Genomic DNA, 23582 nt, shown 5'->3' on the forward strand with positions numbered 1-23582 from the left:
ATGCGGGGGGGGTGGGTGGGGCCGGGGGACGCGGACGGGAACGAGAACGGGGACGGCTGACGGGCAGGTGCTCCGCGCCGGCCTCACCCTTCTTGCTAGCAGTCGGCCGGGTCCGGCGCCCTGTCTTGTACGGCCGGTCCAGTGACCCGGGGCCGCCGGGAGGGCAGCGGGGCCGTACGCCGTCCGGGCACCGTGCGCACCAGGTGGGGCGGGGTGCGGTCGGCGGGTTCCTTGCGTACGAAGGCGCGGCGCAGGGCGTGGTACGGGGCCTGCGGGTCGAAGAAGGTCTCCCGCATCCGGGCCAGCTCGTCCTCCCGGTAGGCGGCCAGCGGGCGGACGCTCTCGTCGGCGTCGCGGCGGGCCTTCTTGCCGGCGATCCGGGACAGGACGGCGGGCGAGTCCGCCACGCGGACGGCGAGCCGGGACGTCTCGTCCGCGAACTCCTGCGGGGCGCAGTCGATCGTACGGTCGACCAGCCCGAGCCGGCGGGCGGCCTCGGCGCTGATCGGCAGGGCGTCGGCGGTGAGGCGCTGCGCGACGCCGGTGCCGGTCCGGCGGGGCAGGGTGTAGGTCCAGTACTCGGATCCGTACAGGCCCATCAAGCGGTAGTGCGGGTTGAGGACGACGCCGCTGCGGCACCAGACCTCGTCGGCCGCGAGGGCGAGCATGGCCCCGCCGGCGGCCGCGTTGCCGCCGAGGGCGGCCACGACGAACCGGTCGGTGGTGGTCAGGACGGCCTCGACCAGGTCGTCCATGGCGTTGATGTTGGCCCAGGACTCCTCGGCCGGGTCGGCGGCCGCCTCGATGACTCCGAGGTGGATGCCGTTGGAGAAGAAGTCGCGGCCACCGCCGAGGACGAGGACGGAGACGGGCCGGGTGCAGGCCTCCCGGTAGGCGGCGAGCAGGCGCCGGCACTGCGTGGTGCTCATCGCGCCGCCGGGGAAGGAGAACGTGAGGAAGCCGGCGCCGCCCCGTTCCCGGTAGGTGATGTCCGACCAGGTGCGCGGGGCGTCCGTGTCCGCGTCCGCGCGCGTGTCGGCGTCGTCGGCGTCGGCCCAGGTCGGCGCGGGGATCTCGGGGAGCGGCGGCAGGCGGTCGCCGAGGGCGAGGGTGGCGGGGAGCTTGACGGGGGCCGGCCCGCCCGGCTCCCCGGGCATGCGCCGCGCCCGCAGCTCGGGGATCCACACGGCTCCGTCGACGGTGGCCCGGCAGATCGCGCCCGCGCGGGTGGCGATCAGCTCGCCGGGGCGGCCGCGCAGCAGGTCCTCGGGGTGGCCGCCGTGCAGGAACCACTGGCCGCCGAGCAGCTCGTCGAGTACGCCGGGCTGGGAATCGGCGGCGCGCAGCGCGCGGACGACGCTCCGCGTGGAGTCGTTCGCCCAGTCGATGCGGCGCAGTTCCTGGCGCAGGTACGGCCGGGTGCGGCCGGAGAGCTGCCGCTGGGGGACGTAGGTACCGGAGGCGAAGCGGTCGACGGCCGTCAGGACGGCGGACAGGGCGGCGTCGGCGATCTCGCCGCGGTACGCGTCGCTCTTGCCGACGGGGGGCAGCGGGCAGTCCGCAGTGGCCCAGACGTCGCCCGCGTCCATCTCCTCGCAGGCCTGGAGGACGGTCACGCCCCAGCGGGTGGCGTCCTCGGTGACGGCCCAGTCGAGCGAGGAGGGTCCGCGGTCGCCCACGGGCCCCGGGTGGACGATCAGGCACGTGTGCGCGGACCAGACTTCCCTGGGGATGGGCGTCTTCAGCATCGGCGCGAGCACCAGGTCAGGCCGGTGGCGGTCGACGGCTTCGGCCAGGGAGACGCCGGGCAGGGCGAGCTCGACCGCCACGCTGTGCCCGCGGTCCCTCAGTTCCGCGTGCACGCGCTGGGTGAGACTGTTGAACGCGCTGGCGGCGAGCAGGATGTGCACGTGATCTCCCAAGCGTCCGGCCCCCGGCGATCTGCGGCCGCGGCAGGTACGGCCGCTGGCGATCGTCGGTCACGGGCGCCCGCGGGCCGCTGAGGCCTACGGGGGTGTCACCCGGAAGTGGCCACCCGGGACCGCCACCTGGTGGAGGGCGACGGGCACGGTCCCCCGCCGGCCGGAGCCCCGGGCGCCGCGAAGCGGTCCGGATCAGCCGAGGGGGCGCCCTCGCCGGCGCGTACGGGCAGGGCGGGGAAGGTGTTCGCGGCGTGCTCGCTGGGGTGCACCGGCATCGGCGGGGCAGCCGGCGGTGGTCTGCCGCGGGCGCGGGACCGGTCCACCGACGCCTGCCGTCAGTGGACCGGCCGGGGTCCCGGTGCCGTCAGCAGCCCGGGGCGCCCGTACCGCCGCGCTGCGGCAGGCTCAGGTTGGGGGCGGAGCCCGGCCAGGTGAGGGTGACGGTCTTCGTCGCCCCGTCCGGGCCCAGCTGGACGATGGGGGTGGGCTTGCCGACCGGGTTGCCGTCGGCGCCGAACGAGAGCCAGCCACTCGCCCCCGGGAGCATCTGCGCGCAGTAGAACTGGTGGAGGATGCCGGTCTCCAGCCCCGGGTTCCTCAGGCCCGCCTCGTCGTGCCGGGCCGCGCTGATCGCGGCGACGGCGGCGTCGTGCGAGAGCATGGCCTGGCCGCTGGCGAGGTCCGCGGGGTCGAAGGACAGCGGCTGCGCGCCGGACTGGGTGGTGGCCAGGGGCTGCTTCGTGCAGGGGTCCGGCCGGCCGGTGAACGCCGACCAGAACTGGTCGTAGTTGCGCTTGGCGTCCGATCCGGGGCATTCGGTCCCCCACTCGTCCGGACTGGCCAGGGCCGTGTACACCACCGTGACCCGGCCGGAGGCGACGCCCTTGAGGACCGCGTCGTCGCGGATGGCCTCGGACGCGTCGTCCCCGACCACGATGCGCAGCTGGGCGGTGCCGCAGGGGCTGCCCTGCACCCAGTTCTGCACGAAGGCTCCGAGGTCGCGGCCCCGACCGGCGAAGTAGACGACGGAGGGCGCGGCCTGGCACAGGTTGGCGTGCATCAGGTTGAACTGCTGGACCAGGTAGTCCTGGCGGCCGGCTCCGCTCGGCAGGCTGCGGGGCGAGGTGTACGGGAGCACCGTCACCGTGCGGTCCGGTGCCTGGAAACGGGTCTTGGCCTCCGCCGCCAGCGTGGCCGTGTAGTCGTCGCCGGCGACGCTGTCCGCCACCACCGCGAGCGAGGTCACGGCCGGGCGCAGTCCCGTCACGTACTGGGCGGCCGCGATGACGGAGTCGGAGTTGGTGGGCGAGACGCGGAACATGTCGGGGATCGGCCGCTTGCCCGCCGGGTCCGAGGGGTCCACGTTCATGGAGTTGCCGGTGACGGTCGATCCGATGACGGGGATGTGCAGTTGGGCGGAAATGGCCGCGGCGGCCTGCCGGGTCTGCTCGGTGCTCTGGCCGAGGCCCACGACCGCCGAGATGTGCTCGGCCTCCGCGTACTTGCCGATCCCGGCGACCGCCTGCTGCCAGGACCCGTACTGGCTCCCCATGTTGGCCAGGTACAGCTTGACCCCAGGTGTACTGCCGTACGCGGCCGTGTTGTTGGCGCGCCAGACCGCGGTCATGGCCCCCTCGATGTTGGGGTACAGCGACTCGTAGGTCAGCGTGTCCACGTCTTCCACGGGCGAGAAGTTCAGCATCAGCACGACGCTGGTGGTGTTTCCCTTCACCGCCTGGTTGGCGGTGCGGACCGCGTCCTCCAGCTTGCGCATGCGCTCCGGTTCGCCCTTGGTGAAGGGCGTGCTGTCGAGGTTCACGCCGACGCACGCCGCCGGTTTTCCGGCGGCGGTCATCCCGGCCCCGCACGATAGGTCCGGCGGGAACAGCACCCGGTAGCCCCATGCGCCGCCGAACACGGCACCGGCCAGGAGGAGGAGGGCTGCGGCCAGGGAGAGCACCGGGTGGCGGCGCAGCCGGCCGAGTCGGGGGTTGCGTACACCTGCGGGCATGAGGACTCCTTGCGGTGCGCCCGGCCACGCGGCGGCGTGGCGCGGAGGGGTCAGGCGAACAGCGCGCCCGCCTGCTGGAGGGCGCTGACGTCGAGCAGGCGGGAGTTGTGCGCGAGCCGTTCGAAGCCCTCTTCGATCTGGGCGTCCCAGCGCCGGCTGCGCTCGGTGAGCGGGTCGTTGTACAGCCACAGCAGGGCCAGGAGCTTGGCGGTGGCGACCGCCACGACGTCCCGGCCCGTCTCCTCGATCCCGGCGAGGAGGACCGCGTACGCCTCCTGCGCGGAGCGCTCGTGGACCAGGCGGCACGGCGCCGAAGCCAGGTAGTCGAGGAGGCGCACCCAGGCGCGGTGGTCCCGGTCGAACCGGCCCGCCAGTGCCTCGGCCACGGGGCCGAACGCGCCCAGGGCCAGGTCGTAGAAGAGCTGTTGTTCCTCGCGGGCGGCGCCGCGGCCCGAGCCGTTGCGGGTGGCGGCCAGGGAGGCGAGGGCCTGGCCCTGGCGGGTGAAGACCTCGTGCCACGGGTCGGCGGGGCGTTCCCCCTCTCCGCCGTCGGCGGCGCCTGCGGGCGCGGCGGCGGAGAGGGCGGTGAGCGCGCAGCGGCTCAGCCAGGGGTGCAGCACCGGGGGTCTGTCGGCGTCGCCCCAGCCGACCTCGCGGATCCGCGAGGGCCGGTGGAAGAAGGTGCTGACCCACAGGTTGCGGCGCAACAGCTCCAGGCTGCGCGGCAGGTCGGCTATGTCCGGCGGGACGCGGGGGTCGTCGGCGGTGCGCATGTCCGCCAGGTAGGCGGCCGCCAGGACCGCGGGCGGCGCGGTGGTGCGGCCCGGCGCGGGCGCGGCGAGCCCTTCGGGGAGACCGGCCTCCAGGGCGCGCGACCACAGGGGTCTGCCGTCGGCGTCGAGCGCGGCGGTCAGGGGTCTGTCCCGTACGGCGGCGTCCGCATCCGGCGGCGTGCTCTCGCGCTGCTCCTGGAGGGCCAGGGCCGCGCCCCAGTGGCCGCCGGTGAGGGCGTGGACGACGGACGCCGCGACGGGTGCGGCCAGGGAGGCGCTGTCGTCGGTGAGGTACGAGACCCGCTCCTCGGACATCGGGTCGAGCCACACCGGGTACCAGTAGTGCGCCGCGGAGGCGGGATCCGGTCCGGCGCCGGCCTCGTCCTGCCGGGTCCAGCCCGTACGGGTGGCACGGGTGAGGAGGGGTACGCGGCGCTGCGGGGTGTCCGGCAGCGGAGTGGTGCGCCAGGGCTCGCACCACCGGGTGGTCCACTCCGGCTGCCACTGGTCGCACGCGGCGAGGACGACGAGCGGGTCGGCCGCGGCGCCCGAGCCCGGCTCGTTCTGCTCGTTGCGTATGCGGGCGGCGACGAGCGCGGCGAGGAACCGCCGGCCGGCCGGGGTCTGCGCGCCGTCCACGAAGAGGACCCACGCGTGGTCGTGCCGGGCGGCCCGGCCGGCGTATTGCGGCGGCAGTTCGCAGGAACAGCCGGAGCGCAGCGCCGGATGCCGTTCCGCCTGGTCCTTGGCATCGGCGAGGAAAGCCGCCAGCAGGGGCCCGACCGCGGCCGACCGCGAGGCCGAGCTCAGCCTGATCAGCGCGTCCAGGGAGCCGGCGGCCTCCGCCTCCGGTATGCCGACGTGCCAGCGCAGCGCGTCGCGCAGGCCCCAGCGGGCGGTGCTCTGGAGCAGCGATCCGATCACCGGCCGGGCCCGGTCCCGTACGGCGGTGACCACTTCGCGCGCCTGGCCCTGCACCAGCGGGCTGAGCGCGCCGGTCGCCACGACGTCCATCGTGGCGTCCACCGCCTCTTCGAGCCGGGCGGCGAACCTGCCGCGGCGGGTGCCCCGCGTGTACTGCTGGATCAGCCCTTTGATCTGGTCCGTGGCGCGGGCGCGGTCCGGCTCCAGGTTCTCGTTGAGGGCCAGCAGCCCGAGGGCGAAGCGGTGGAAGACGGGGCTGCGGCGCAGCGTGTCCCAGCCCCGCATCATCTGGAAGGCCACGAGGGCGGCCGCGGACACCGGGTCCAGCGGCGTCTCGTGGAAGTCGAGGTGGGCGTGGACCACCGTGGAGCCGCATCCCTGGGACAGGGAGCGGAGCATGGTGGTCTTGCCCGACTGCCGGGGGCCGAGCAGGGCCACCACCGGCTGCCGCAGGTCCGGATACCGCCAGATCATGTGCCGTAGAAAAGCGTCGGTCCCTTCCGCATGGCCGAGCTCCGCCGTTGCGCTCACCATTCCCCCGCCCCCCAACCGAAAAGTGCGGCGCACGCGCCGACGACACGGAAGGTAACACCGCAAGGACACGCAGCAATGGGGAATGGGGCGGAAGCCTTCCACCCATTCCTGGGCCGCCGCCCGCCGGCACCGGATCTTGAACGGATATTCTTCATCCGCGCCGGCGAAGGAGCCGCCGCGCCCGGAAGCAGACGAGATGGAGCCCCGATGGACGTGCAGCACTTCGAGCGGATCACCGCATTCATCGAGGCGCGGCTGACCCCGCTGTTCGACGAGGCCACGGGCAGCGAGCGCGGTTTCTCGATGGACGACACCTCCCGGGCGCTGCGCGCCCTGCGCAATGCCGTGCTGGAGGCCTCGGCGGTCAAGGGGCTCATCGAGAAGCGGGCGGCGGCCGAGCCGGCGCTGCGCCGGGTCATCGACCAGTCGGTGGAGCACCACTGGGACGTGCTGCGCGGCATCGCCCGCCAGTGGGAGGACCACGGCGACTTCCTGCGCGAGTTCAAGCGCCACGCGTGGGAGCTCGACGAGGCCCTGGCCGCTCCGGCCGCCACGGAGGGCTGAGCCCCGCCCCGCCGGTCGCTCCGGTACGGGTCCGCCGTCCCGGAGCGACAATGGGGGTGGAAGCACACTGCCGAGCCGGCAGGAGACGAAGATGAACGGCTCGGTCCCCATCGGACGTGTCGTCGGAGTGCCGCTGCGCATGCACTGGAGCGTGCCGCTGCTCGTCGTGCTGTTCGCGTACGGCCTGGGCCGTCAGACCCTCCCCGTGTGGACTCCGGGGCGCTCGAACGCCGTGTACACCCTCGCCAGCGTCGTGGGGGCCCTGCTGCTGATGGGCAGCCTGCTCCTGCACGAGACCGCGCACGCCGCCACGGCCCGCCGCAGCAAGATCTCCGTCGAGGACGTCACCCTGTGGGCGCTGGGCGGCATGACCAGGATGGGCCGGCCCCAGACCGCGAGGGCGGCCTTCGCGGTCGCGGTGAGCGGCCCCCTCACCAGCCTGGTCATCGGCGGCGCCGCGGTCGGCGCGGGGATCGGCCTGCACGCCCTGCTCGGCTGGGCGGTGCCCGCCGCCGTCCTGGTCTGGCTGGGCTGGGCCAACCTGTTCCTCGGCGTCTTCAACCTGCTGCCGGCCTCTCCGCTGGACGGCGGCCGGGTGCTCCAGGCGCTGCTGTGGTGGCGTACGGGCGACCGGGACCGGGCCGACCGGGCGGCCTCGCGCAGCGGACAGGTCATGGGGGTGCTGCTGGCGGCCCTGGGCTGGGTCTCCTTCCTGCGCGGTTCCTCGGGCGGGCTGTGGCTCGTCGCCATCGGCCTCTTCATCACGCTCGTCGCGGGCGCGGAGCGCCAGCGCGCCGTCCTGCAGACCGGGCTGCGGGGTGTGCGCGTCACCGATGCCATGTCCAGCCCGGTGGCGACGGGCGCGGACTGGCTGAGCGTGCGCCGGTTCATCGAGGAGGTGGCCGTGCGCACGCGGCATTCCGCACTGCCGCTGCTCGATTTCGACGGCCGCCCGAGCGGGGTGGTGCACGTGCGCGGGCTGGCCCGGATCCCGCAGGCGCGGCGGGACGCGCTGCGCGTGCGGGAGGTGGCGACCCCGCTGGAGCGGTGCGCGGTGGCGGCCCCGGGCGATCTGCTGGGCGCCGCCCTGGACGCGCTGCGGCCGGGGACCGGTCTGCCGTTGCTGGTGGTGGACGCGGACCGGCTGGTGGGGATCGTCACCGCCAAGGACGTCACCCGGCTCATGGAGCGGCAGGCGCTGGGCGGGGGCCCGGATCCGCGGTGAGGCGGCCCTGCGCGCGCGGCGGGACAATGGGGGTGCGATGACGTACGTAGCCGTGAGCGCCCTGAGCCATGCCGGGCTCGTACGCGACCACAACGAGGACAGCCTCGTCGTCGGGCCGTGGACCCTGTGCGCCGGTGTGACCCGCAATCCGCAGACCTTCGTGTTCCCCCTCGGCGCGCCGCTCGTGGTGGCGGTGGCCGACGGGATCGGCGGACAGCCGGCCGGAGAGGTGGCCAGTGCGCTGGTCGTACGGCAACTGGCGGTGCTCGGGCCCTCCCTGGACAGCGAGGGGGCCGTCCGCGAGGCGCTCGCCCTGTGCAACCACGCGGTGTACGCGGCTGGTGACAGCGATCCGGAGCTGGCCACGATGGGCACCACGGTGGCGGGTGCCGTCGTGCTGGAGGATTCGCTGATCTCGTTCAACGTCGGCGACAGCAGGGTGCTCGACGCCACGGCGCAGGAGCTGCGGCAGGTCAGCGTGGACGACAACCCGCCGCTGGAACCGGGGCAGCGGACCACCTCGCTGCTGACCCAGGCGCTGGGCGGATCCCGCCGGCAAGGCGGGATCACCCCGCACGTCTCGACGCAGCCGCTGCCCGCCGGAGCCCGCTACCTGGTGTGCTCGGACGGGCTGACCGATCCGGTGCCGCCGGAGGAGCTCGACGAGCTGCTGCGGGTGCACGACGACGGCAAGGCGGCGTTCGAGCTGTGGAGGGCCGCCATCGAGGCCGGGGGCCCGGACAACATCACGCTGGCCCTGGTCAGGATCGGCTCCTGAGGGGGCCGCCGCGGCCCGCGGAGCGGTTCACCGGCCTCGCCGGGGCTTTCCGCCCTTGCCGCCCTTGGCTCCCTTGGCTCCGCCGGAGGCGCCGCGCGCGTTCTTGCCGCCGCCGGACTTCCCGGCCGCGGGCTTCCGCCCCCCGCCCGCCGCGTCGGGGCGCTTCCGCTGCTTCGGCTGCGGCGGGGTCGGGGCGCCCCGGCCGCGTGTGCTGTTGACGGTCCGGCCGCGCACGATCCCGATGAACTCCTCGACCAGGTCGGTGGGTTCACCGTCGAGTTCGGGGAAGGACAGGGCGACCCGGGACTGCGGGGCGTCCGTCACCGTGCGGTACGTGAGGTCCTTGCGGTGGTGCAGGCGGGCCAGGGACTGCGGTACGACGAGGACGCCGATCCCGGCCGCCACCAGCTCGATCGCGTCCGCCGTCGTGGCGGGTCGTTCGAACGCGGGCTTCCCGGGCAGGCTCTCCCATTCCAGGGTGTCGTCCAGCGGGTGCAGCACGATCTCGTCGGCGAGGTCCTCGGTGGAGACCTCCTCCGCGGCCGCCACGAGGTGGTCCTTGGGCACCACGACGACGGTGGTCTCGGTGTAGAGGGGGATCGCGGCCAGGCCCGTACGGTCGATCGGCAGCCGTACGAAGGCGGCGTCGGCGCCACCGTCCCGCAGCGCGCCGGGGGCTTCCGCGGCGGGCATCTGGAGGAGGGTCAGGGGGACGTCGGGCAGGCGCTCGTTCCAGATCCGCACCCACTTCCCGGGGGTCACTCCGGGCGCGTACGCGAGCCGGAACGAGGGAGCTGCCGTGGGTGATGCCGAGGGAGGTGCTTCCGAGCCTGTCACCCGCCCAGATTACCGGGCGTGGTCAGAAGTAGCGCACACGCTCGATACCCTTGACCCCATGACGTCGCACAAGACCGCCCAGACCATGAAGCCCGCCACCGCGGCGAAGAAGCTGGGTGTGTACCTCGAAGCCACCCCCGCTGAGTTCCAGGAGGGTGTCGTGACCCGCAGCGAGCTGAACGCGCTGCAGGCCGAGCCGCCCCAGTGGCTGCAGGAACTGCGACGCAACGGCCCGCACCCCCGTCCCGTGGTCGCGTCCAAGCTCGGCGTCTCGATCGCCGGCCTCGCCCGCGGCGGGGTCACCGAGGCCCTCACCACGGAGCAGATCGACGCGCTGAAGCAGGAGAACCCGGAGTGGCTCCAGAAGGAGCGCGCCACCCAGGCCGAGGTCCGCAAGGAAGCGGTCCGCATCAAGGAGAAGAACGCCGAGAAGGCGGAGCGCCTCCAGCAGTCCGGCTCCTGACCCGCGTGCGCCGCGGGGAGCCGGGGCGGCGCCCCTGACGCCTGAAGTGCCCTGAAGCGCCCCGCCCGTCCGTATTTCGACAAAGATCACCGGAATGCGGACGGCGTGTCGCGGGCAGACCTGCGGCGTGATCTCGCAACTCCTCGCCCCGTTCCGGCGCCCCCGCACCCTCGTCTTCTCCGCCGACTTCGGCTCGACCTCCCGGTGGGTGGCCGGCCGGACCTCCGCCTTTCCCGACGGCGGCCCGGTCAATCCGGGCGACAACAAACTCGACCACCTGGTCGAGGACCCCGAGTACAGCCGCAGCGGGACCTTCCGCGCGAGCCTGCGGCCCGACGGCAACTGGGACAGCGGACTGCTGACCACGGAGGGCAGCGAAGAGGGTTTCCTGCTGCGCGCGGAAGACGTCCTGGAGGCCCGGGTCCGGCTGCCCGAGGCGGTCGGCGCCTGGCCCGCGATCTGGACCTGGCGCGACGGCGGCCAGGAGGTCGACGTCTTCGAGTACCACCCCGACAACCCGGACCTGCTGGAGCTCTCCAACCACGTCCGGGGCGGTGGCTCGCACTACTTCCACGACCCCGCCATCCGCCCCGGCGCATGGGTGGACCTCAAGGTCAGGTTCGGTACGAACTCGGTGGTCTGGTGGGTCAACGGGACCCGTGCCTACGCCGATCACAGCGGGGTGGGCCGGCGCTGGCGGGCGTACCTCATCGTGAACCTCTCCGTGTGCGCGGGCCGCTACCACCCGGCGCCCGACCCCTCGGTCTCGGAGATGTCGTACGTGGTCTCGGACCTGCGGGTGTACCGCAGCTAGGGGGTGTCACCCGCCGGTGACGCGCGCGTCGGTGATCACCCCGCCGGAGACGGTGTACGTGCCTTCGTACGCCCGCACCGTGCCGTCCGTCTGCAACGCCCGGATCGTGACCCGGACCCGGCCGGCGTCCAGTGTGGCCGCCGAGTCGAGCGAGACGGCGGCCGTCGTGTCGTAGCCCGCCACCCACTTCGCGTAGGAGGTGTGGGCGATGTACTTGCCGCCGAGTTCCCAGGCGGCGGCGAAGTCCCGGTTCGCGAGGTACCGGTAGTACTCCTCCACCACGTCCCCCGGGCCCTCGGGCGGGTCCGGATCCGGCTCGACCGGAAGCTGCCCGGGCGGGGTGGCCGCCGCGGACGGGACGGCGGCGGAAGAGGATCCGCCCGGCGGCGGGGTGCTGGGCGGCTGGGTGCTGGGCGGCAGGATGGGGGACGGCGCCGCCGACGGTGGGGCCGGATCGGCGCCCGCGGTCGACGGCAGCCCGCTCACGGCCCGGTCCGCCGCCCGTTCCTCGGGGACGGGAGCCACGGCGAGGAGGACGCCCGTACTCACCCCGCCCGCCACGACCAGAGCCGCCACCAGCCACAACAGCCACCGCGGAAGCACGGTGGATCCCACGCGGACGTACCCGGGCCCGCCGGGGCGCGACGATGGCATGGTCATCTCCTCCGGGTCATCTCCTCCGGGATCCCGCCCTCACAGGCCTCGGACCGCCTCTTCGATCGGTTGCGCCAGGGACGCCAGTGCCGTGAATCCCGCCACCGCGCTCACGAGCGTGCGCGCGAGCATCCGCAGCTTGCCCATGCGCCGGTTCTCGGCGGCGAGTTCCTCGCGCGCGTCCTCCGCGATCTCGATCAGGTCGGCGCGGTCGGGGTGGTCGGAGCGGCCGAGTGCGTCGATCAGCCGGGCCACCAGCTCCCGGACCTCCTCGGGAGAGCGCTGCCGTCCGTCGCCGGCCTCGGTCGACCCGCTGCCGTGCACGGCGGCCCGGGCGTTCCTGCCGCTCGCCACCGCCGAGGAGACGACGTGCGAGCCCCCCGTGGCGATGATCCCGTCGTTGTTGTTGCGCATGCCTTTCCCGCCCCTCACCTGGTCAGTCCATCTTCACGCGCGGTATGGCACGGAGGATCTTCGACGAGACGCTGGAGTTCTCGCCGGAGGCGACGGAGCTGGCGTGGACACTCGCTCCGTGGCTCGCGATGATCCCGTGGTTGATGATCATTTCCTGCCGTTGCACCAACTCGTCCGTATGGATCCCATGGGCCTCCGCGAACTCCACGATCGCGCCCAGCACCCTCTTCTCGATCGCCTTGAGGACCATGCCGCTGTCCGCTTCCTGGAAGTAGCGCTGGTGGCTGTCGTCGGCCGCGTTGCGGCGCACCGCCTGCCGGGCCCCGTAGTCGAAACGGCGCAGCCGGGTGATCAGTTTGTCCTGGGCCCGGACCCGGAAGTACATCCAGGAATCGGGGGCGAACCCCGCGATCGCACGCCAGGGCGAGGCCATCAGCTCGAACACGGTGGGGACCAGGGTGTTCGCCGCCAGGAGGAGCACTTCGAGCGGGTGCGGTCCCGGCATCAGCGTGTCGACGACCCGGTAGCGGTCGCGCAGCGGGAAGAGCACCGTCGGGGCCGCCTCCACGACGAGGCTCGAATCCGAGCGTACGAAGCGGACGAAGAGGGAGGTCACCAGCTCGCCGCCCCAGCCGGTGGAGTGCACGCCGAGGTAGGGCCGGGCCTTCTCCTCCGGCGCCCGCTTCAGCGCGTCCATGGTCCCGGGGGTGATCGCGGTGACGGGCCGGCCCAGCGGATCGGGGAGGAAGCGCCGGTCCTCCCGGACGGCCGCGCCGTCCACGAAGACGCGCTCCTCGATTTCGAGGCAGGGCAGGCCCAGCGTGGCGAGGCGTCCGGCGACGTGGGAGTAGAGGTCCACCACGTCGAAGTCCTGCGGCTCGACGCCGGGCCGGCTCGGCGAGGTGACGTCGAAGGCCAGTGACCACGCGTCGCGATCGGTGCCGTATCCGGCGAACGGCGAATAGCCGCTGTAGGTGGTCACGTTCCCCTCGGCGTACTCGCCGATCTCGCGCAGGCGTACGGCGACGCCCAGGCTGATCGGCTCGGGTGCGGCCGCGGGGTCGAAGCGGTCCGGGCGCAGGCTCTGCATCGGGGCGCCGTACTTGGTGGCGAGCTCGAACGAGAAGACCGTCACCCAGGCCAGGACGAACAGCGACAGGGAGACGCCCGGCCTTCCCACCCACAGGTAGAAGACGAGCAGGAACAGCAGCAGGGAGGCCAGCACGATGTCGCGGCCGTGCCTGCGCATGTTCGCGTGGTACGCGTGCCTGAGCACCACCGGGACGTCGCACGCCGGGGCCGCGGCCACCCCCAGATGGGGCTCGGCCGCCACCTCCTTGACGAGGGAGCGACCGTACGCACGCTCCAGGTACGCGGCCGCGCACAGATACCTGGTCACGTCCCGGTTGCCGCCCCAGCCCGGCGCCGCGGTACGGCGCGCAGGATCCGGACCCTTCATGCCTTCCCCCGATTTCCAGCCATTGCGCCCTCGCTCGTGCACCTCGTGCGTTGCCAACCGTGGCCGGGGGCATTGCAATGCTGATGAAATTTCGATGATGTGGCCGAGGGGATACGCGTGGACGGGGAAACTCCGCAGCGGCTGAGGATCGAGCTGCTCGGGCCGGTGCTGGCCTGGCGGGGTACGGCTCCGCTGGCCCTGGGACCCGTCCGGCGCCAAGCCGTGCTGGCCGCGATGGCGCTGCGGCCGGGCAGCACCGTCAGCCACGAGGACCTCCTCGACGGGGTGTGGGGCTCCGCGCCGCCGGGCTCGGGCCACCGGGTCCTGCCGAGCTACGTCTACGCGCTGCGCAAGGCCCTCGACCCGCAGGGCACCGCGTACGAGGAATCGGTGATCCGCAGCAGCCAGGGCCGGTACGGCATGGCGGCGGACGGGATCCGCGTCGACGCGGCCGAGTTGACCGAGCGGGTCCGGGAGGCCCGCCGGGTGAAGGAGTCCGGCGACCTGGTGAGCGCGACGGCCCGGCTCGCCGATGCCCTCGCGCTGTTCCGGGGAGAGCCCCTGGCCGGGCTGCCCGGGCCGTTCGCGCAGGCCGAGCGGCGGCGCCTGTCGCAGACGCGAAGGACGCTCCGGTCAGAGCGGCTCGAATGCCTCCTGCTGCTGGGCCGGGCCACCGAGGCCCTGGAGGGGCTGTCCGCGCTGTCCGCCGCCGAGCCGTACGACGAGTCGCTGCTGGCCCTGCACATGCGCGCCCTGTACGCCAGTCAGCGCCAGGCCGAGGCGCTGAACGCCTATCAGGGCATGCGCGAGCGGCTGCGCGAGGAGCTCGGGGTCAGCCCCGGCGAGGCGCTGGGCCGCGTGTACGAGGCGGTGCTGCGCCGCGATGACGAGCTCCTCCTCGGCCCGGCGGCGGCCCGCCCTGCCGCCCAGGCCGCCGCCGCCCCGGCCACCGCTTCTCCCACCGCTGCCCTGTCGGCCGCCGGTCCGGCCGCCTTCGCCGACCCGCCGCGGCCCCGCCCCCCGGTCAACGAACTGCCGGGCGTCACCGGCGTCCTCATCGGGCGGGAGCGCGAACGGGCGCTGCTGACGGCCCCGTTCCCGCCCGATGCCGTGGGGGTCGCGGCCGTCGACGGCATCGCCGGGGTCGGCAAGAGCGCCCTCGTCGTCCGCGCGGCCCGGGAACTGCGCGACCACCATCCGGACGGTTGCCTCTTCGTCGACCTGCGCGCCCACAGTCCCGGGCGGCACAGGCTCTCGCCCCAGCGCGTACTGCGGCGGCTCCTGCGCACGATCGGCACGGCCGACAGCGAGGTACCGGCCGATCTGGACGCGCTCACCGCGGCCTGGCGTGCGGCGACCGGCTCGCTGCGGCTGCTCCTCGTACTGGACGACGCCCTGGCGAGCGCGCAGATCCGGCCACTGCTCCCGGCGGGGCCGGGCAGCATGGTGATCGTCACCAGCCGGCAGCGCCTGACCGGACTCGACGCCGACCGGCGCGTCACCCTGGAGCCCCTGGGGACGGGCGACGCACAGACGCTGCTCGGGCACCTCGTCGGGGAGGAGCGCACGGCGAAGGAGCGGGCGGCGACGCACGAGCTGGCGCGGCTCTGCGGCGGACTGCCGCTGGCCCTGCGCATCGCCGGGACGCGGCTGCAGACCCGGCCCGTCTGGACCCTCGCCCATCTGGTGGACCGCATGACGGACGACGACCACCGGCTCGGTGAGCTCCGTGCCGGGGACCGCAGCCTGGAGGCGGCCTTCCGCCTGTCGTACGACCAGCTCACCGAGGCGCAGCAGCGGGGGTTCCGCGCCCTGGGGCTGACGCCGACGAGCGAATTCGACGCCCTGGCGCCGGCGGTCATGCTGGGCCGGCCGGTCCGGGAGGCCGAACAGGTCCTGGAGGGTCTGGTCGACACGAGTCTGGTGCAGCAGCCGCGCCCCGGCCGCTACCGGCTGCACGACCTGGTACGGGTGCACGCGCGGCGGCTCGCGGAGGCCGCCCCGGCGGAGGCGCGGGCGGCGCGCACCGCCGTGCTCCGCCTCTACGTGGACGCGGGCCGGGCCGCCAGTGACTGGGGCTCCGGTGGCTTCCCCACCGGGCCGTCCGGGACGGGGGCCTTCGCCGACCGGGCTGAGGCGAGTGGCTGGCTGAACGCCGCCGACGGTGAGCTCGCCGACGTCGTCGGCCACGCGGCGGCCCTCGGCGAAGCCGATCACGCCTGCTGGATCGCGGAGGCGCTGACCGACCAGTTCGTGCGCCGGGGCCGCTACCACGAGGGCCGCACGGCCCTGGAAGTCGCGCTCCCCCTGGCGGACCGGGCCACCGACCGGCGGATGGCGCCGGCCCTGCGCAACTGTGTGGGGATCATCGACATCTACCGGGGCGACGCGGCAGGGGCGCGCGCGGCCTTCGACGAGGCGCTGCGCCTGAGCCGCCACCGCGCGGACCGGCGCGAGGAGGCCCGGGCCCTGAGCGGGATCGGGGCCGCCGAGCTCAACTCGGGCCGGCCCGAACAGGCCCTGGCTCCGCTCACCGCGGCGGTCGACCTGGCCCGGCTACTGGAGGACGAGTGGCTGGTGGCGATGGCGCTGTGCGTGCTGGGCACGGCCTACCGCGCGCTGGGGCGGCCACGGGAGGCGCTGGTGTGCCTGAACGAGTCCGCGGCGCGCGCCGAGGTGAACGGACGCCCGGCCATGATCAGCAGGGCGCTGAGCTGCGCGGCCGAGGTCCACCTCGGCCTCGGCCGGTTCACCGAGGCCAAGGAGCTGCTGAGCCGGGCGGCCCACCTGGTCCAGCGGGCCGGCGACATCCCCCTGACCGCGATCACGCTGAGCATGCTGGGCACGGCCGAGCTGGGCGGGGGGAACCTGGACGCGGCCGTGGCGCTCCACCACGAGGCGCTCTCCCGGCTCCAGTCGCTGCCCCCGCTCGACGAACCCCACCAGACGCGCATGGAGATGGACATCCGCAGCAGGCTGGGCCGCGCCTATTCGGCGGCGGGCCGGGTCCGCGAGGCGGGGCAGCAGTTCCGGACGGTCCTCGCCTTCCCGGGCGCCGGGGCCTACCCGGCCGAGCGCGCGCTCGCGATGGCCGGGCTCAGGGACTGCGGGATCGTGTAGGCGCGTTCCACGGCGCCCCGTCACGCCTCAGCCGTGGCCCACCGCCGCCTCCAGACGCTGTTCCAGGCGGTGGAAGTTGCGTTCGCCCACCGCCCGCCAGAGCACCCGGGGCGCCAGCGGCAGGTGGCCCATGATCAGGATCTGCTCGCCCGGGTCGGCGTCCTTGAGGATCATCCCGAGGACGGTGAACAGCCTGCTCTTCGGAACGGCCGCGCTCGCCGCCTCGCCGATCTCGTCCCATTCCGCCTGGGACACCACCGCCGCGACGAGCGGCAGCGCCTCGCGCTCCTCCTGGTCGAAGTGGTCCCCGGCCGCCTCCGCGACCCGGTCGAAGGCCTCGGCCAGCTCCTCCCGGTGGGTGATCCCTCCGGCCGCCGCCCATGCCGCAAGCAGGGCCCGCGCCCGGGCGACCCCGGCCGACAGGTCGTCGTGCTGACCCTGCATCCGCTTCCACAGCTCGCCCTGCGCGGGCAGGCGCGCGGCCAGCTTGGGCCACAGCAGCCGGTCCTCGCCCTCGTGGTGGTGGTGCAGGGTGTCCAGCAGCAGTTCCAGCCGGTCCGCGACCAGCCTGACCTGGGCGCGGCTGCCGTGGCGCACTCCGCGCACCCGGCCCGCCGCCTGCCCGAACTCGCGCCGGAACATCCGGTGGACCACCACCATGTCGTGCGTGGTGATCGGTTTGCCCTGGTTCTCCATCGAAGTCGACATCGACCGTGCCCCCCGCCCTGGTGGGTGTACCGGGCTCCAGCCTGGCGGGCGTCCGGCCGTCTCCGCCAGGGGCGCACGGCGGCGCTCCAGCGCCCCCCGGGGAGCCCGCTCCGCCGGACACCTAGGCCAGGGTGCGCACCCTCTGGTCGCGGAGTCCGTAGCGGGCGGCGACGACGGCCAGCCTGCCCTCGGCGATGCGCCGGGCGAGGTCGGGTTCGGCCGCGAGCAGGTCGCGGGTGCGCCGGGCGTGCGCGTCGATGGTGGCGTCGATCCGGGCCTCGCCCTGCTGGGTACGGTCGATGGACGGCCTGATCCCGTCGGCCAGGTACTGGATGTGCGCGGGCAGCGGCTCACCGGTCTCGTCGGCGTGGACGGCGGCCCCGACCGCGCCGCAGGACTGGTGGCCGAGCACCAGCACCAGCGGGATCTGCAGTTCCAGGACCCCGAACGCGACGCTGCCGAGGACGGCTTCGTCCAGTACCTCGCCGGCCGAGCGCACGGTCAGCAGATCGCCGAGGCCCTGGTCGAAGACGAGCTCCGGGGGCACCCGGGAGTCGACGCAGCCGAGGACGATCGCGAAGGGGTGCTGGCCCTTGGTCAGCCGCAGCCTCAGGAGCGCCGACTCGTGCGGGTGCTCCTGCCCGTACGTACGCCAGCGCCGGTTCCCGTCGGCCAGTCGGCGCAGCGCCTCTTCCGGGGAGACGGGGCCCGCGACGGCTTCCGCGGGCGGAGCCGGGGCCGGCGCGGCGGAGGCGGGAAAGGCGGAGGCGAAGGGGAGGACGGACCCCACGGCCGCCGTGCCGGCCGCGGCGGCGAGGAGCAGGCCGCGGCGGCTGGGCGAAGAGGTGTCCAGTGTCTGCGTGTTCGAATCCATCGCGGGAAAATATCCCCGCCGACTCGCGCCCCGCTCGGGCGCGGGGCGCAATCTCGGAAGTCGGAGATCAAGGGGTCGAGGGCCGGGGCCCGGGGCCCGGGGCCCGGGGTCAGCCGGCCCCGCCCTTGCCGTCGAGGGTCGTCCGGCCGAACTGCTCGTCCAGGACCGACAGCCGGCGCCAGTACTCGTCCTCGTCGATCTCACCGGTGGCGAACCGCCGGCCCAGGATCGCGATCGGCGAGTTCTCCCCGTACGAGCCCCGCACAGCCCACGGGCCGCGCGGGCCGCGGCCACCGCGCCACACCGTGCGGCGCAGCAGGGTGACGACGCCGAAGACGACGGCCGCCCAGACCAGCGGGACGAAGAGGATCCACGGGCCGGGCCCGTCGTACGCCAGGGTGTTCATCTCGGTTCAGCTCCTCGGAAGGGGTCCGCTTTCCTTGTCGTTTCCGAGACTCGCCCCGGGAGGGTGCCCGCGTCGTCGTACGGCCGGCGGCACCGTGCGTACGGCGGCGGGAGTACCCACGGGCAGCGGGCTTCAGCCGAGCCAGCCGGGCCTGACCAGGCCCGATTCGTACGCGATCACCACCAGCTGGGCCCGGTCCCGGGCGGCGAGTTTGATCATGGCCCGGCTGACGTGCGTCTTCGCGGTCAACGGGCTGACCACCAGCCTGCGGGCGATCTCCTCGTTGGACAGCCCGAGGCCGACCAGGGCCACCACCTCGCGCTCCCGCTCCGTCAGCCGCTCCAGCCCCGCCCCCGCCTGCGGGGCCTTGGACCGGGCCGCGAACTCCGCGATCAGGCGGCGCGTCACCCCGGGGGACAGCAGCGCGTCGCCCGCGACCACCGCCCGTACCGCGCGCAGCAGTTCCTCCGGCTCGGTGTCCTTGACCAGGAAACCGGAGGCGCCCGAGCGGAGCGCCTCGAAGACGTACTCGTCGAGCTCGAAGGTGGTCAGCATGACCACCTTCACCTCGGCCAGCGCGGGGTCCGAGGTGATCGTACGGGTGGCGGCCAGACCGTCGAGCGCCGGCATCCGGATGTCCATCAGGGCGACGTCCGGGCGCAGTTCGCGGGCCAGGCGCACCGCCTCGGCCCCGTCGGCCGCCTCCCCGGCCACCTCGATGTCGGGCTGCGCGTCGAGCAGCGCGCGGAAGCCCGCCCGTACCAGCGCCTGGTCGTCGGCGAGCAGTACGCGGATCACGAGTCCTCCACGGTTTCCAGCGGGATCCGGGCCCGGACCCGGAATCCGCCGTCCGGGCGGGGGCCGGCCTCGATGGTGCCGCCCTGCGCGGCGGCCCGCTCGCGCATCCCGATCAGGCCGGTGCCACTGCCTCCGGCTTCGCCGCCGGTGGCGGGCCCGTCGTCGTCCACCTGGAGTTCCAGCGCGCCGGGCGGGTGGCTGATACGGATCCGGGCGGTCCGCGAGCCCGAGTGGCGCACCACGTTGGTGAGCGCCTCCTGGAGGATCCGGAACGCGGCGAGGTCCGTGGCCGGTGACAGTCCCCGGGCCTCCCCCTCGCCCGTCACGGAGACGGTGAGCCCGGCCGCGGCCGCCTGGCCGACCAGTTCGGAGAGGCGGTCGAGGCCGGGGGCCGGGGCGCGGGGGGCCTCGCCGGGGGCGCGCAGGGTGTTCAGGACCTGCCGGACCTCGCCGAGCGCCTCCTTGCTGGCCGCCTTGATCGTGGTGAGCGCCGTACGGGCCTGTTCGGGGTCCGTGTCGAGCAGGGCCAGGCCGACGCCCGCCTGCACGTTGATGACGGAGATGCTGTGGGCCAGTACGTCGTGCAGCTCGCGGGCGATCCGCAGCCGTTCCTCGTCCGCCCGGCGCCGTTCGGCGGCCCGGCGCTCGGCCCGGTCCCGCGCCCACTGCTCCCGGCGTACGCGGACCACCTCGGAGGCGGCGAGCACGGCGATGGCCCAGGCGGTGGCGCCTCCCTCCGTCCCCCAGGACGCGGGGCCGTCGCCGGGCGGTGGCAGCCAGCGGTAGAGCCAGTGCGCGATGAGCAGGTGTCCGGCCCACAGGGCGCCCACCGCGCCCCAGGCGGCGTAGCGGTGGCCGGCGACGACGGCGGCGAGGCAGGCGACGGCGACGCTCAGGAAGACGGGGCCGTACGGGTATCCGCCGGCGAGGTATCCGAGCGTGAGCGCGCAGACCCCGTAGAGGACGGGCACCGGGTACCGGTGGCGCAGGAGCAGCAGGGCGGGCGCGAGGAGCAGCAGGATCCGGGCGACCGCGTCGACGGGCTCCCGTCCGGGCTGGGCGTGCTGCACCCAGCCGGTGGCCGCCTGCGTGAAGACGGCGACGAGGAGCGTTGAGCGCCACGGCAGCCGCCCGCCGCCGGTGCGCTCCGTCCAGTACTGCCACCGCCGCTGCGCCATGCGGCCACGCTAGACGGCCGGGCCCGCCGCCGTCGTCAGCCGGGCGGGCCGATCGGGCGTACTCCCCGGGGAGTACGCGCCGCGATCCGTCGGCTATCTCGCGCGCAGGGCGTCGACGGCGATGCGGGCGGCGGTGCCGATCACGGCGTCGGCGGCGGGCAGGGTGGCCGCCGGGCTGGCGGCGCGGGTGAAGACGGCGACGGCGTAGCGGCCGCCGTCGGGGTACTCGACGACTCCGACCTCGTTGCGCACCGTCGGCAGGCTGCCCGTCTTCCCGGCCACGTGCACGTCGTCGAAGGGAAATCCGGCGGCCATCCGGTGCGGCCACACCTGGAGTCCGAGCAGTCGGCGGATCGCGGCGCCGTGTTCGGGGGTGCAGGCGGCCTCGTCCCGCCAGACGGCGGTGAGCAGCCGGGTCATGTCGCGGGGTGTGCTGCGGTTGCCGCGGGCCGGGTCGAGGGCGCGGAGCCGGGCGAGGACCAGCGGATCGGCGAGGGCCCGGACGCCGGCGGGGCCCGCGTCCTCCCGGACGGTGGCGAACAGCGAGCGGAAGGTGTGGACGGCCCGGGTACGGGTCAGCCCGAGCCGGGCCGTGGCCTCGTTGACGGCGTCGAGGCCTACGCGCGCGAGGAGCAGGTCGGCGGCGGCGTTGTCGCTGACGGCCATCATCAGGTAGGCCGCGTCGCGCAGGGACATCCGTACGGGATCGAGCATGGCGGCGAGTCCGGTGGGGCCGGGGGTGCGCTCACCCGGCGGGCACTCGACCTGTTCGGTGAGGTCCAGGAGGCCTGCGGCGGCGTGCTGGTGGAGGGCGACGAGCAGGCAGAGCTTGTGCACGCTCGCGGTGACGACCGGGTGGTCGGCGCCGGCGTCGATCTCCGCGGCGGAGTCGATGTCCACGGCGTGCAGCCGGCCGCTGACGCCGGCTTCGGCGAAGGCTGCGGCGATGCGGCGGAGGGTGTCGTTCACAGCCAGTACTCCGCCGCCGGGCGCAGGTGGAGCGGCCGCTCGGGTGCGTCGGCGGTCACCGCCGCAGTGTTCCACAGGGCGCGTGCGGTCGCTTCGGCGAAGGCACCGACGGCGGCGTCCCCGCGGTCGCGCGGCCAGGCGACGCTGTGGCGCCAGGCCAGCGGGGCGCCGGCGAGGGGCCGCCAGACGATGTCCGCGTCCGGGCCCGCGTCACCGGCCGACGCGGTGTCGCGCGGGGCGAAGGCCACGGCGTTCGCGGAGAGGACCAGGCCGCGTACGAAGCCGGCGCCGCTGCCCTCGCGGACGGTCGCTGGGGTGTAGCCGCCGCGGGCGCAGGTGTTCAGGACGTCGTCGTGCAGGGCGGGCGCCTCGGCGCGCGGGAAGAGGACGAGGCCGTATCCGGTGAGGGCGGCGAGGGGTATCTCGTCGAGCGCGGCGGCCGGGGCCCCGACGGGCAGCAGCACGCCGAGCTCGCGGAGCAGGACCGGCCCGAGCTCCAGTCCGGCGATGTCGCAGGGGTGCCGGACGAGCCCGACGTCGAGCTCGCGGGAGGTGAAGCGGGCCAGCTGCTCGGCGGTGGACAGTTCGTGGAGTTCCAGTTCCACGCCGGGGTGGTGCCGGCGGAAGGCGGCCAGGATCGCGGCGATCGCCTCGGCGGCGAGGTCGGGCGGCAGCGCGGCGCGCAGGAGGCCGCTCTCGCCCTCGCGGATGCGGCGGGCCGTGGCCGTGAGGGCGTCCGCGCGGGCGAGCAGCAGGCGGGCGTCCTCCAGCAGCATCGCGCCGGCCGCGGTGATGGTCACCTGGCGGCTGGTGCGCTCGAAGAGGCGGACGCCGAGCTCGCGTTCGAGGCGCTGGATGCGCTGGGACAGGGGTGGCTGGGCCATGCCGAGCAGCTCGGCGGCGCGGCCGAAGTGTCTTTCTTCTGCAACGGCCACGAAGCACTGGAGATGCCGGATCAGGTCCACGATCAGCGACGATATCGGAAATTGATCGATTCGAGATCCATATCGGTCTTGGACTGAGGGTGGGCGGGGGTGCTCTGCTCCAGGCATGACCTCCCACCCTTCCTCCCCGTCCCCCCGCCGTGCGGCGGCCCGGCGCGCGGCGACCCGGTGCGCCTCGTACGCCGCCGCCCTGTCCCTCGGCCTCGCGCTGACCGCCGCCGGGCTCACCGGCTGCTCCACCGCGCCCCGCACGCCCGGCGCGGCCGGGGCCGGCCCCACCCCGAGCGCCTCCGCCCCCGCCGTCCCCGGGGTCGACAGCCGGGAGCGGCTGAGCGTGGACGGCGGCACGCGGGAGTACCTGATGCACCGTCCGGCCGCCGAGGGCGGCGGACCCCGGCCGCTCCTGATCGCCTTCCACGGGCGCGGGGCCGACGCCGCGCAGCTGCGCGAGCAGAGCGGCCTGGACAAGGGCGCCGAGGCGCGCGGCATGCTCCTCGTGTACCCGGAGGCCCTGGGCAAGGCCTGGGGCGCCGGCAGTGCGCCCTCCCCGCAGCGGCCGGATCCGGACGCCGACGTCCGCTTCACCGAGGCGCTGGTCGGCGAGCTCGTGCGCACCGGCCGGGCCGATGCGCACCGGGTCTACGTCGCCGGGTTCTCCAACGGCGGTTCCATGGCGCTGCGGATGGCCGCCCAGCGTCCGGACCTGGTCGCGGGCGCGGTGTCGGTCTCCGGTGAACTCCCCACCGGGGCCGCCGCGGTCAAGCCCACCGGCCCGGTTCCCGTCCTGACCGTCTACGGGGCCGAGGACCCCGTACGCCCCCTGGCCGGACTGCCCAGTCCGGGACCGGCCGCTCCCGGGGAGGAACCGGTCACGCCGACGATGTCCGCCCGGGCCGGCTCGGAGGCCTTCGCCGCGGCGGCCGGGGCCGGCGCTCCCGTCGAGGAGGGCCGGCCCGGCTACGACAGCACCACCTGGCCGCCCGGCCCGGCGGGGGCGAAGGTGCAGCTGCTCGTCATGCACGGGGCCGGTCACACCTGGCCCGGTTCGGCCATGGCACCGCCCGAGGGCTTCGGATCCGTCAGCAACGCGCTGGACGCGAGCACCGCCCTGCTCGACTTCCTCACCGCGCAGAAGCGCTGACGGCCCGCGAGGGGCGGCGGCCGCCGCACGCCGTCGCCCATGGCTCCGTGCACCACACCACCGCCCCGGAGT

The 23582-nt window shown here is 74.5% G+C and carries 21 protein-coding genes; 7 read left to right on the top strand and 14 right to left on the bottom strand.

What is annotated here, in order from left to right; all coding sequences use genetic code 11:
- Positions 1–95: 95 nt before the first annotated feature.
- The 3 genes from CP980_RS02390 to CP980_RS02400 form a co-directional block, all read right to left on the bottom strand.
- Complete coding sequence (locus tag CP980_RS02390) at positions 96–1910, bottom strand: enoyl-CoA hydratase-related protein (protein WP_132753545.1); 1815 nt, start codon at positions 1908–1910, stop codon at positions 96–98.
- A 376-nt stretch (positions 1911–2286) separates the two neighbouring features.
- Positions 2287–3933 (bottom strand): ABC transporter substrate-binding protein, encoded by a 1647-nt coding sequence (locus CP980_RS02395; RefSeq protein WP_132753547.1) that lies wholly within the window; start codon positions 3931–3933, stop codon positions 2287–2289.
- Positions 3934–3983: 50 nt separating this feature from the next.
- Positions 3984–6104, bottom strand: coding sequence for a hypothetical protein (locus CP980_RS02400; RefSeq protein ID WP_132753549.1), 2121 nt, complete (start codon positions 6102–6104; stop codon positions 3984–3986).
- Positions 6105–6371: 267 nt separating this feature from the next.
- Here CP980_RS02400 and CP980_RS02405 point away from each other — a divergent pair, with 267 nt between their 5' ends.
- The 3 genes from CP980_RS02405 to CP980_RS02415 all read left to right on the top strand — a co-directional run bounded on the left by CP980_RS02405 (position 6372) and on the right by CP980_RS02415 (position 8731).
- Positions 6372–6728, top strand: a complete 357-nt coding sequence (locus CP980_RS02405; RefSeq protein WP_132753551.1) for a hypothetical protein — start codon at positions 6372–6374, stop codon at positions 6726–6728.
- A 91-nt stretch (positions 6729–6819) separates the two neighbouring features.
- Positions 6820–7953 (top strand): site-2 protease family protein, encoded by a 1134-nt coding sequence (locus CP980_RS02410; protein ID WP_150492455.1) that lies wholly within the window; start codon positions 6820–6822, stop codon positions 7951–7953.
- Between the two features lie 37 nt (positions 7954–7990).
- Positions 7991–8731, top strand: a complete 741-nt coding sequence (locus CP980_RS02415) for a PP2C family protein-serine/threonine phosphatase (protein WP_150492456.1) — start codon at positions 7991–7993, stop codon at positions 8729–8731.
- A 27-nt stretch (positions 8732–8758) separates the two neighbouring features.
- Here the strand turns inward: CP980_RS02415 and CP980_RS02420 are convergent, their stop codons facing one another.
- On the bottom strand, positions 8759–9568 hold the full coding sequence (locus CP980_RS02420) for a LysR family transcriptional regulator substrate-binding protein (protein ID WP_132753557.1): 810 nt from the start codon (positions 9566–9568) through the stop codon (positions 8759–8761).
- A 58-nt stretch (positions 9569–9626) separates the two neighbouring features.
- Here CP980_RS02420 and CP980_RS02425 point away from each other — a divergent pair, with 58 nt between their 5' ends.
- Both CP980_RS02425 and CP980_RS02430 read left to right on the top strand, forming a co-directional pair.
- On the top strand, positions 9627–10031 hold the full coding sequence (locus CP980_RS02425) for a DUF5997 family protein (protein ID WP_099894553.1): 405 nt from the start codon (positions 9627–9629) through the stop codon (positions 10029–10031).
- Positions 10032–10158: 127 nt separating this feature from the next.
- Entirely contained in the window at positions 10159–10845 is a 687-nt protein-coding gene (locus CP980_RS02430; protein WP_229907435.1) for a LamG domain-containing protein, read from the top strand.
- A 6-nt stretch (positions 10846–10851) separates the two neighbouring features.
- On the opposite strand, the gene CP980_RS02435 is transcribed toward CP980_RS02430, so the two are convergent.
- The 3 genes from CP980_RS02435 to CP980_RS02445 are packed head-to-tail and all read right to left on the bottom strand — an operon-like array spanning position 10852 to position 13312.
- Positions 10852–11499, bottom strand: a complete 648-nt coding sequence (locus tag CP980_RS02435) for a hypothetical protein (protein WP_150492458.1) — start codon at positions 11497–11499, stop codon at positions 10852–10854.
- A gap of 39 nt (positions 11500–11538) precedes the next feature.
- A complete protein-coding gene (locus tag CP980_RS02440) occupies positions 11539–11913 on the bottom strand; it encodes a hypothetical protein (RefSeq protein WP_150492459.1) in 375 nt (124 codons plus the stop codon).
- Between the two features lie 22 nt (positions 11914–11935).
- A complete protein-coding gene (locus tag CP980_RS02445) occupies positions 11936–13312 on the bottom strand; it encodes a zinc ribbon domain-containing protein (RefSeq protein ID WP_132753565.1) in 1377 nt (458 codons plus the stop codon).
- A 177-nt stretch (positions 13313–13489) separates the two neighbouring features.
- Here CP980_RS02445 and CP980_RS02450 point away from each other — a divergent pair, with 177 nt between their 5' ends.
- Positions 13490–16492, top strand: coding sequence for an AfsR/SARP family transcriptional regulator (locus tag CP980_RS02450; protein ID WP_244328228.1), 3003 nt, complete (start codon positions 13490–13492; stop codon positions 16490–16492).
- 27 nt (positions 16493–16519) lie between these two features.
- Here CP980_RS02450 and CP980_RS02455 read toward each other — a convergent pair whose 3' ends face one another.
- From CP980_RS02455 to CP980_RS02485, 7 genes are all read right to left on the bottom strand, one after another.
- Positions 16520–17200, bottom strand: coding sequence for a hemerythrin domain-containing protein (locus CP980_RS02455; RefSeq protein ID WP_150492460.1), 681 nt, complete (start codon positions 17198–17200; stop codon positions 16520–16522).
- 121 nt (positions 17201–17321) lie between these two features.
- Positions 17322–18074: a carbonic anhydrase gene (locus CP980_RS02460; RefSeq protein ID WP_150492461.1), complete on the bottom strand. Its 753-nt coding sequence runs from the start codon at positions 18072–18074 to the stop codon at positions 17322–17324.
- A gap of 109 nt (positions 18075–18183) precedes the next feature.
- Positions 18184–18480, bottom strand: a complete 297-nt coding sequence (locus CP980_RS02465) for an SHOCT domain-containing protein (RefSeq protein WP_150492462.1) — start codon at positions 18478–18480, stop codon at positions 18184–18186.
- A 132-nt stretch (positions 18481–18612) separates the two neighbouring features.
- Entirely contained in the window at positions 18613–19278 is a 666-nt protein-coding gene (locus CP980_RS02470) for a response regulator (RefSeq protein WP_150492463.1), read from the bottom strand.
- On the bottom strand, positions 19275–20456 hold the full coding sequence (locus CP980_RS02475) for a sensor histidine kinase (protein WP_150492464.1): 1182 nt from the start codon (positions 20454–20456) through the stop codon (positions 19275–19277). Before CP980_RS02475 ends, CP980_RS02470 begins: the two co-directional genes overlap by 4 nt.
- 93 nt (positions 20457–20549) lie before the next feature.
- Complete coding sequence (locus tag CP980_RS02480) at positions 20550–21425, bottom strand: serine hydrolase (RefSeq protein ID WP_150492465.1); 876 nt, start codon at positions 21423–21425, stop codon at positions 20550–20552.
- On the bottom strand, positions 21422–22390 hold the full coding sequence (locus CP980_RS02485; RefSeq protein WP_229907433.1) for a LysR substrate-binding domain-containing protein: 969 nt from the start codon (positions 22388–22390) through the stop codon (positions 21422–21424). The genes CP980_RS02480 and CP980_RS02485 overlap by 4 nt, the downstream gene beginning before the upstream one ends.
- An 85-nt stretch (positions 22391–22475) precedes the next feature.
- On the opposite strand from CP980_RS02485, the gene CP980_RS02490 reads away from it, so the two are divergent.
- A complete protein-coding gene (locus CP980_RS02490) occupies positions 22476–23510 on the top strand; it encodes a CE1 family esterase (RefSeq protein ID WP_150492467.1) in 1035 nt (344 codons plus the stop codon).
- Positions 23511–23582 lie beyond the last annotated feature (72 nt).

This window comes from Streptomyces vinaceus, assembly GCF_008704935.1.
Taxonomy (GTDB): Bacteria; Actinomycetota; Actinomycetes; order Streptomycetales; family Streptomycetaceae; genus Streptomyces; species Streptomyces vinaceus.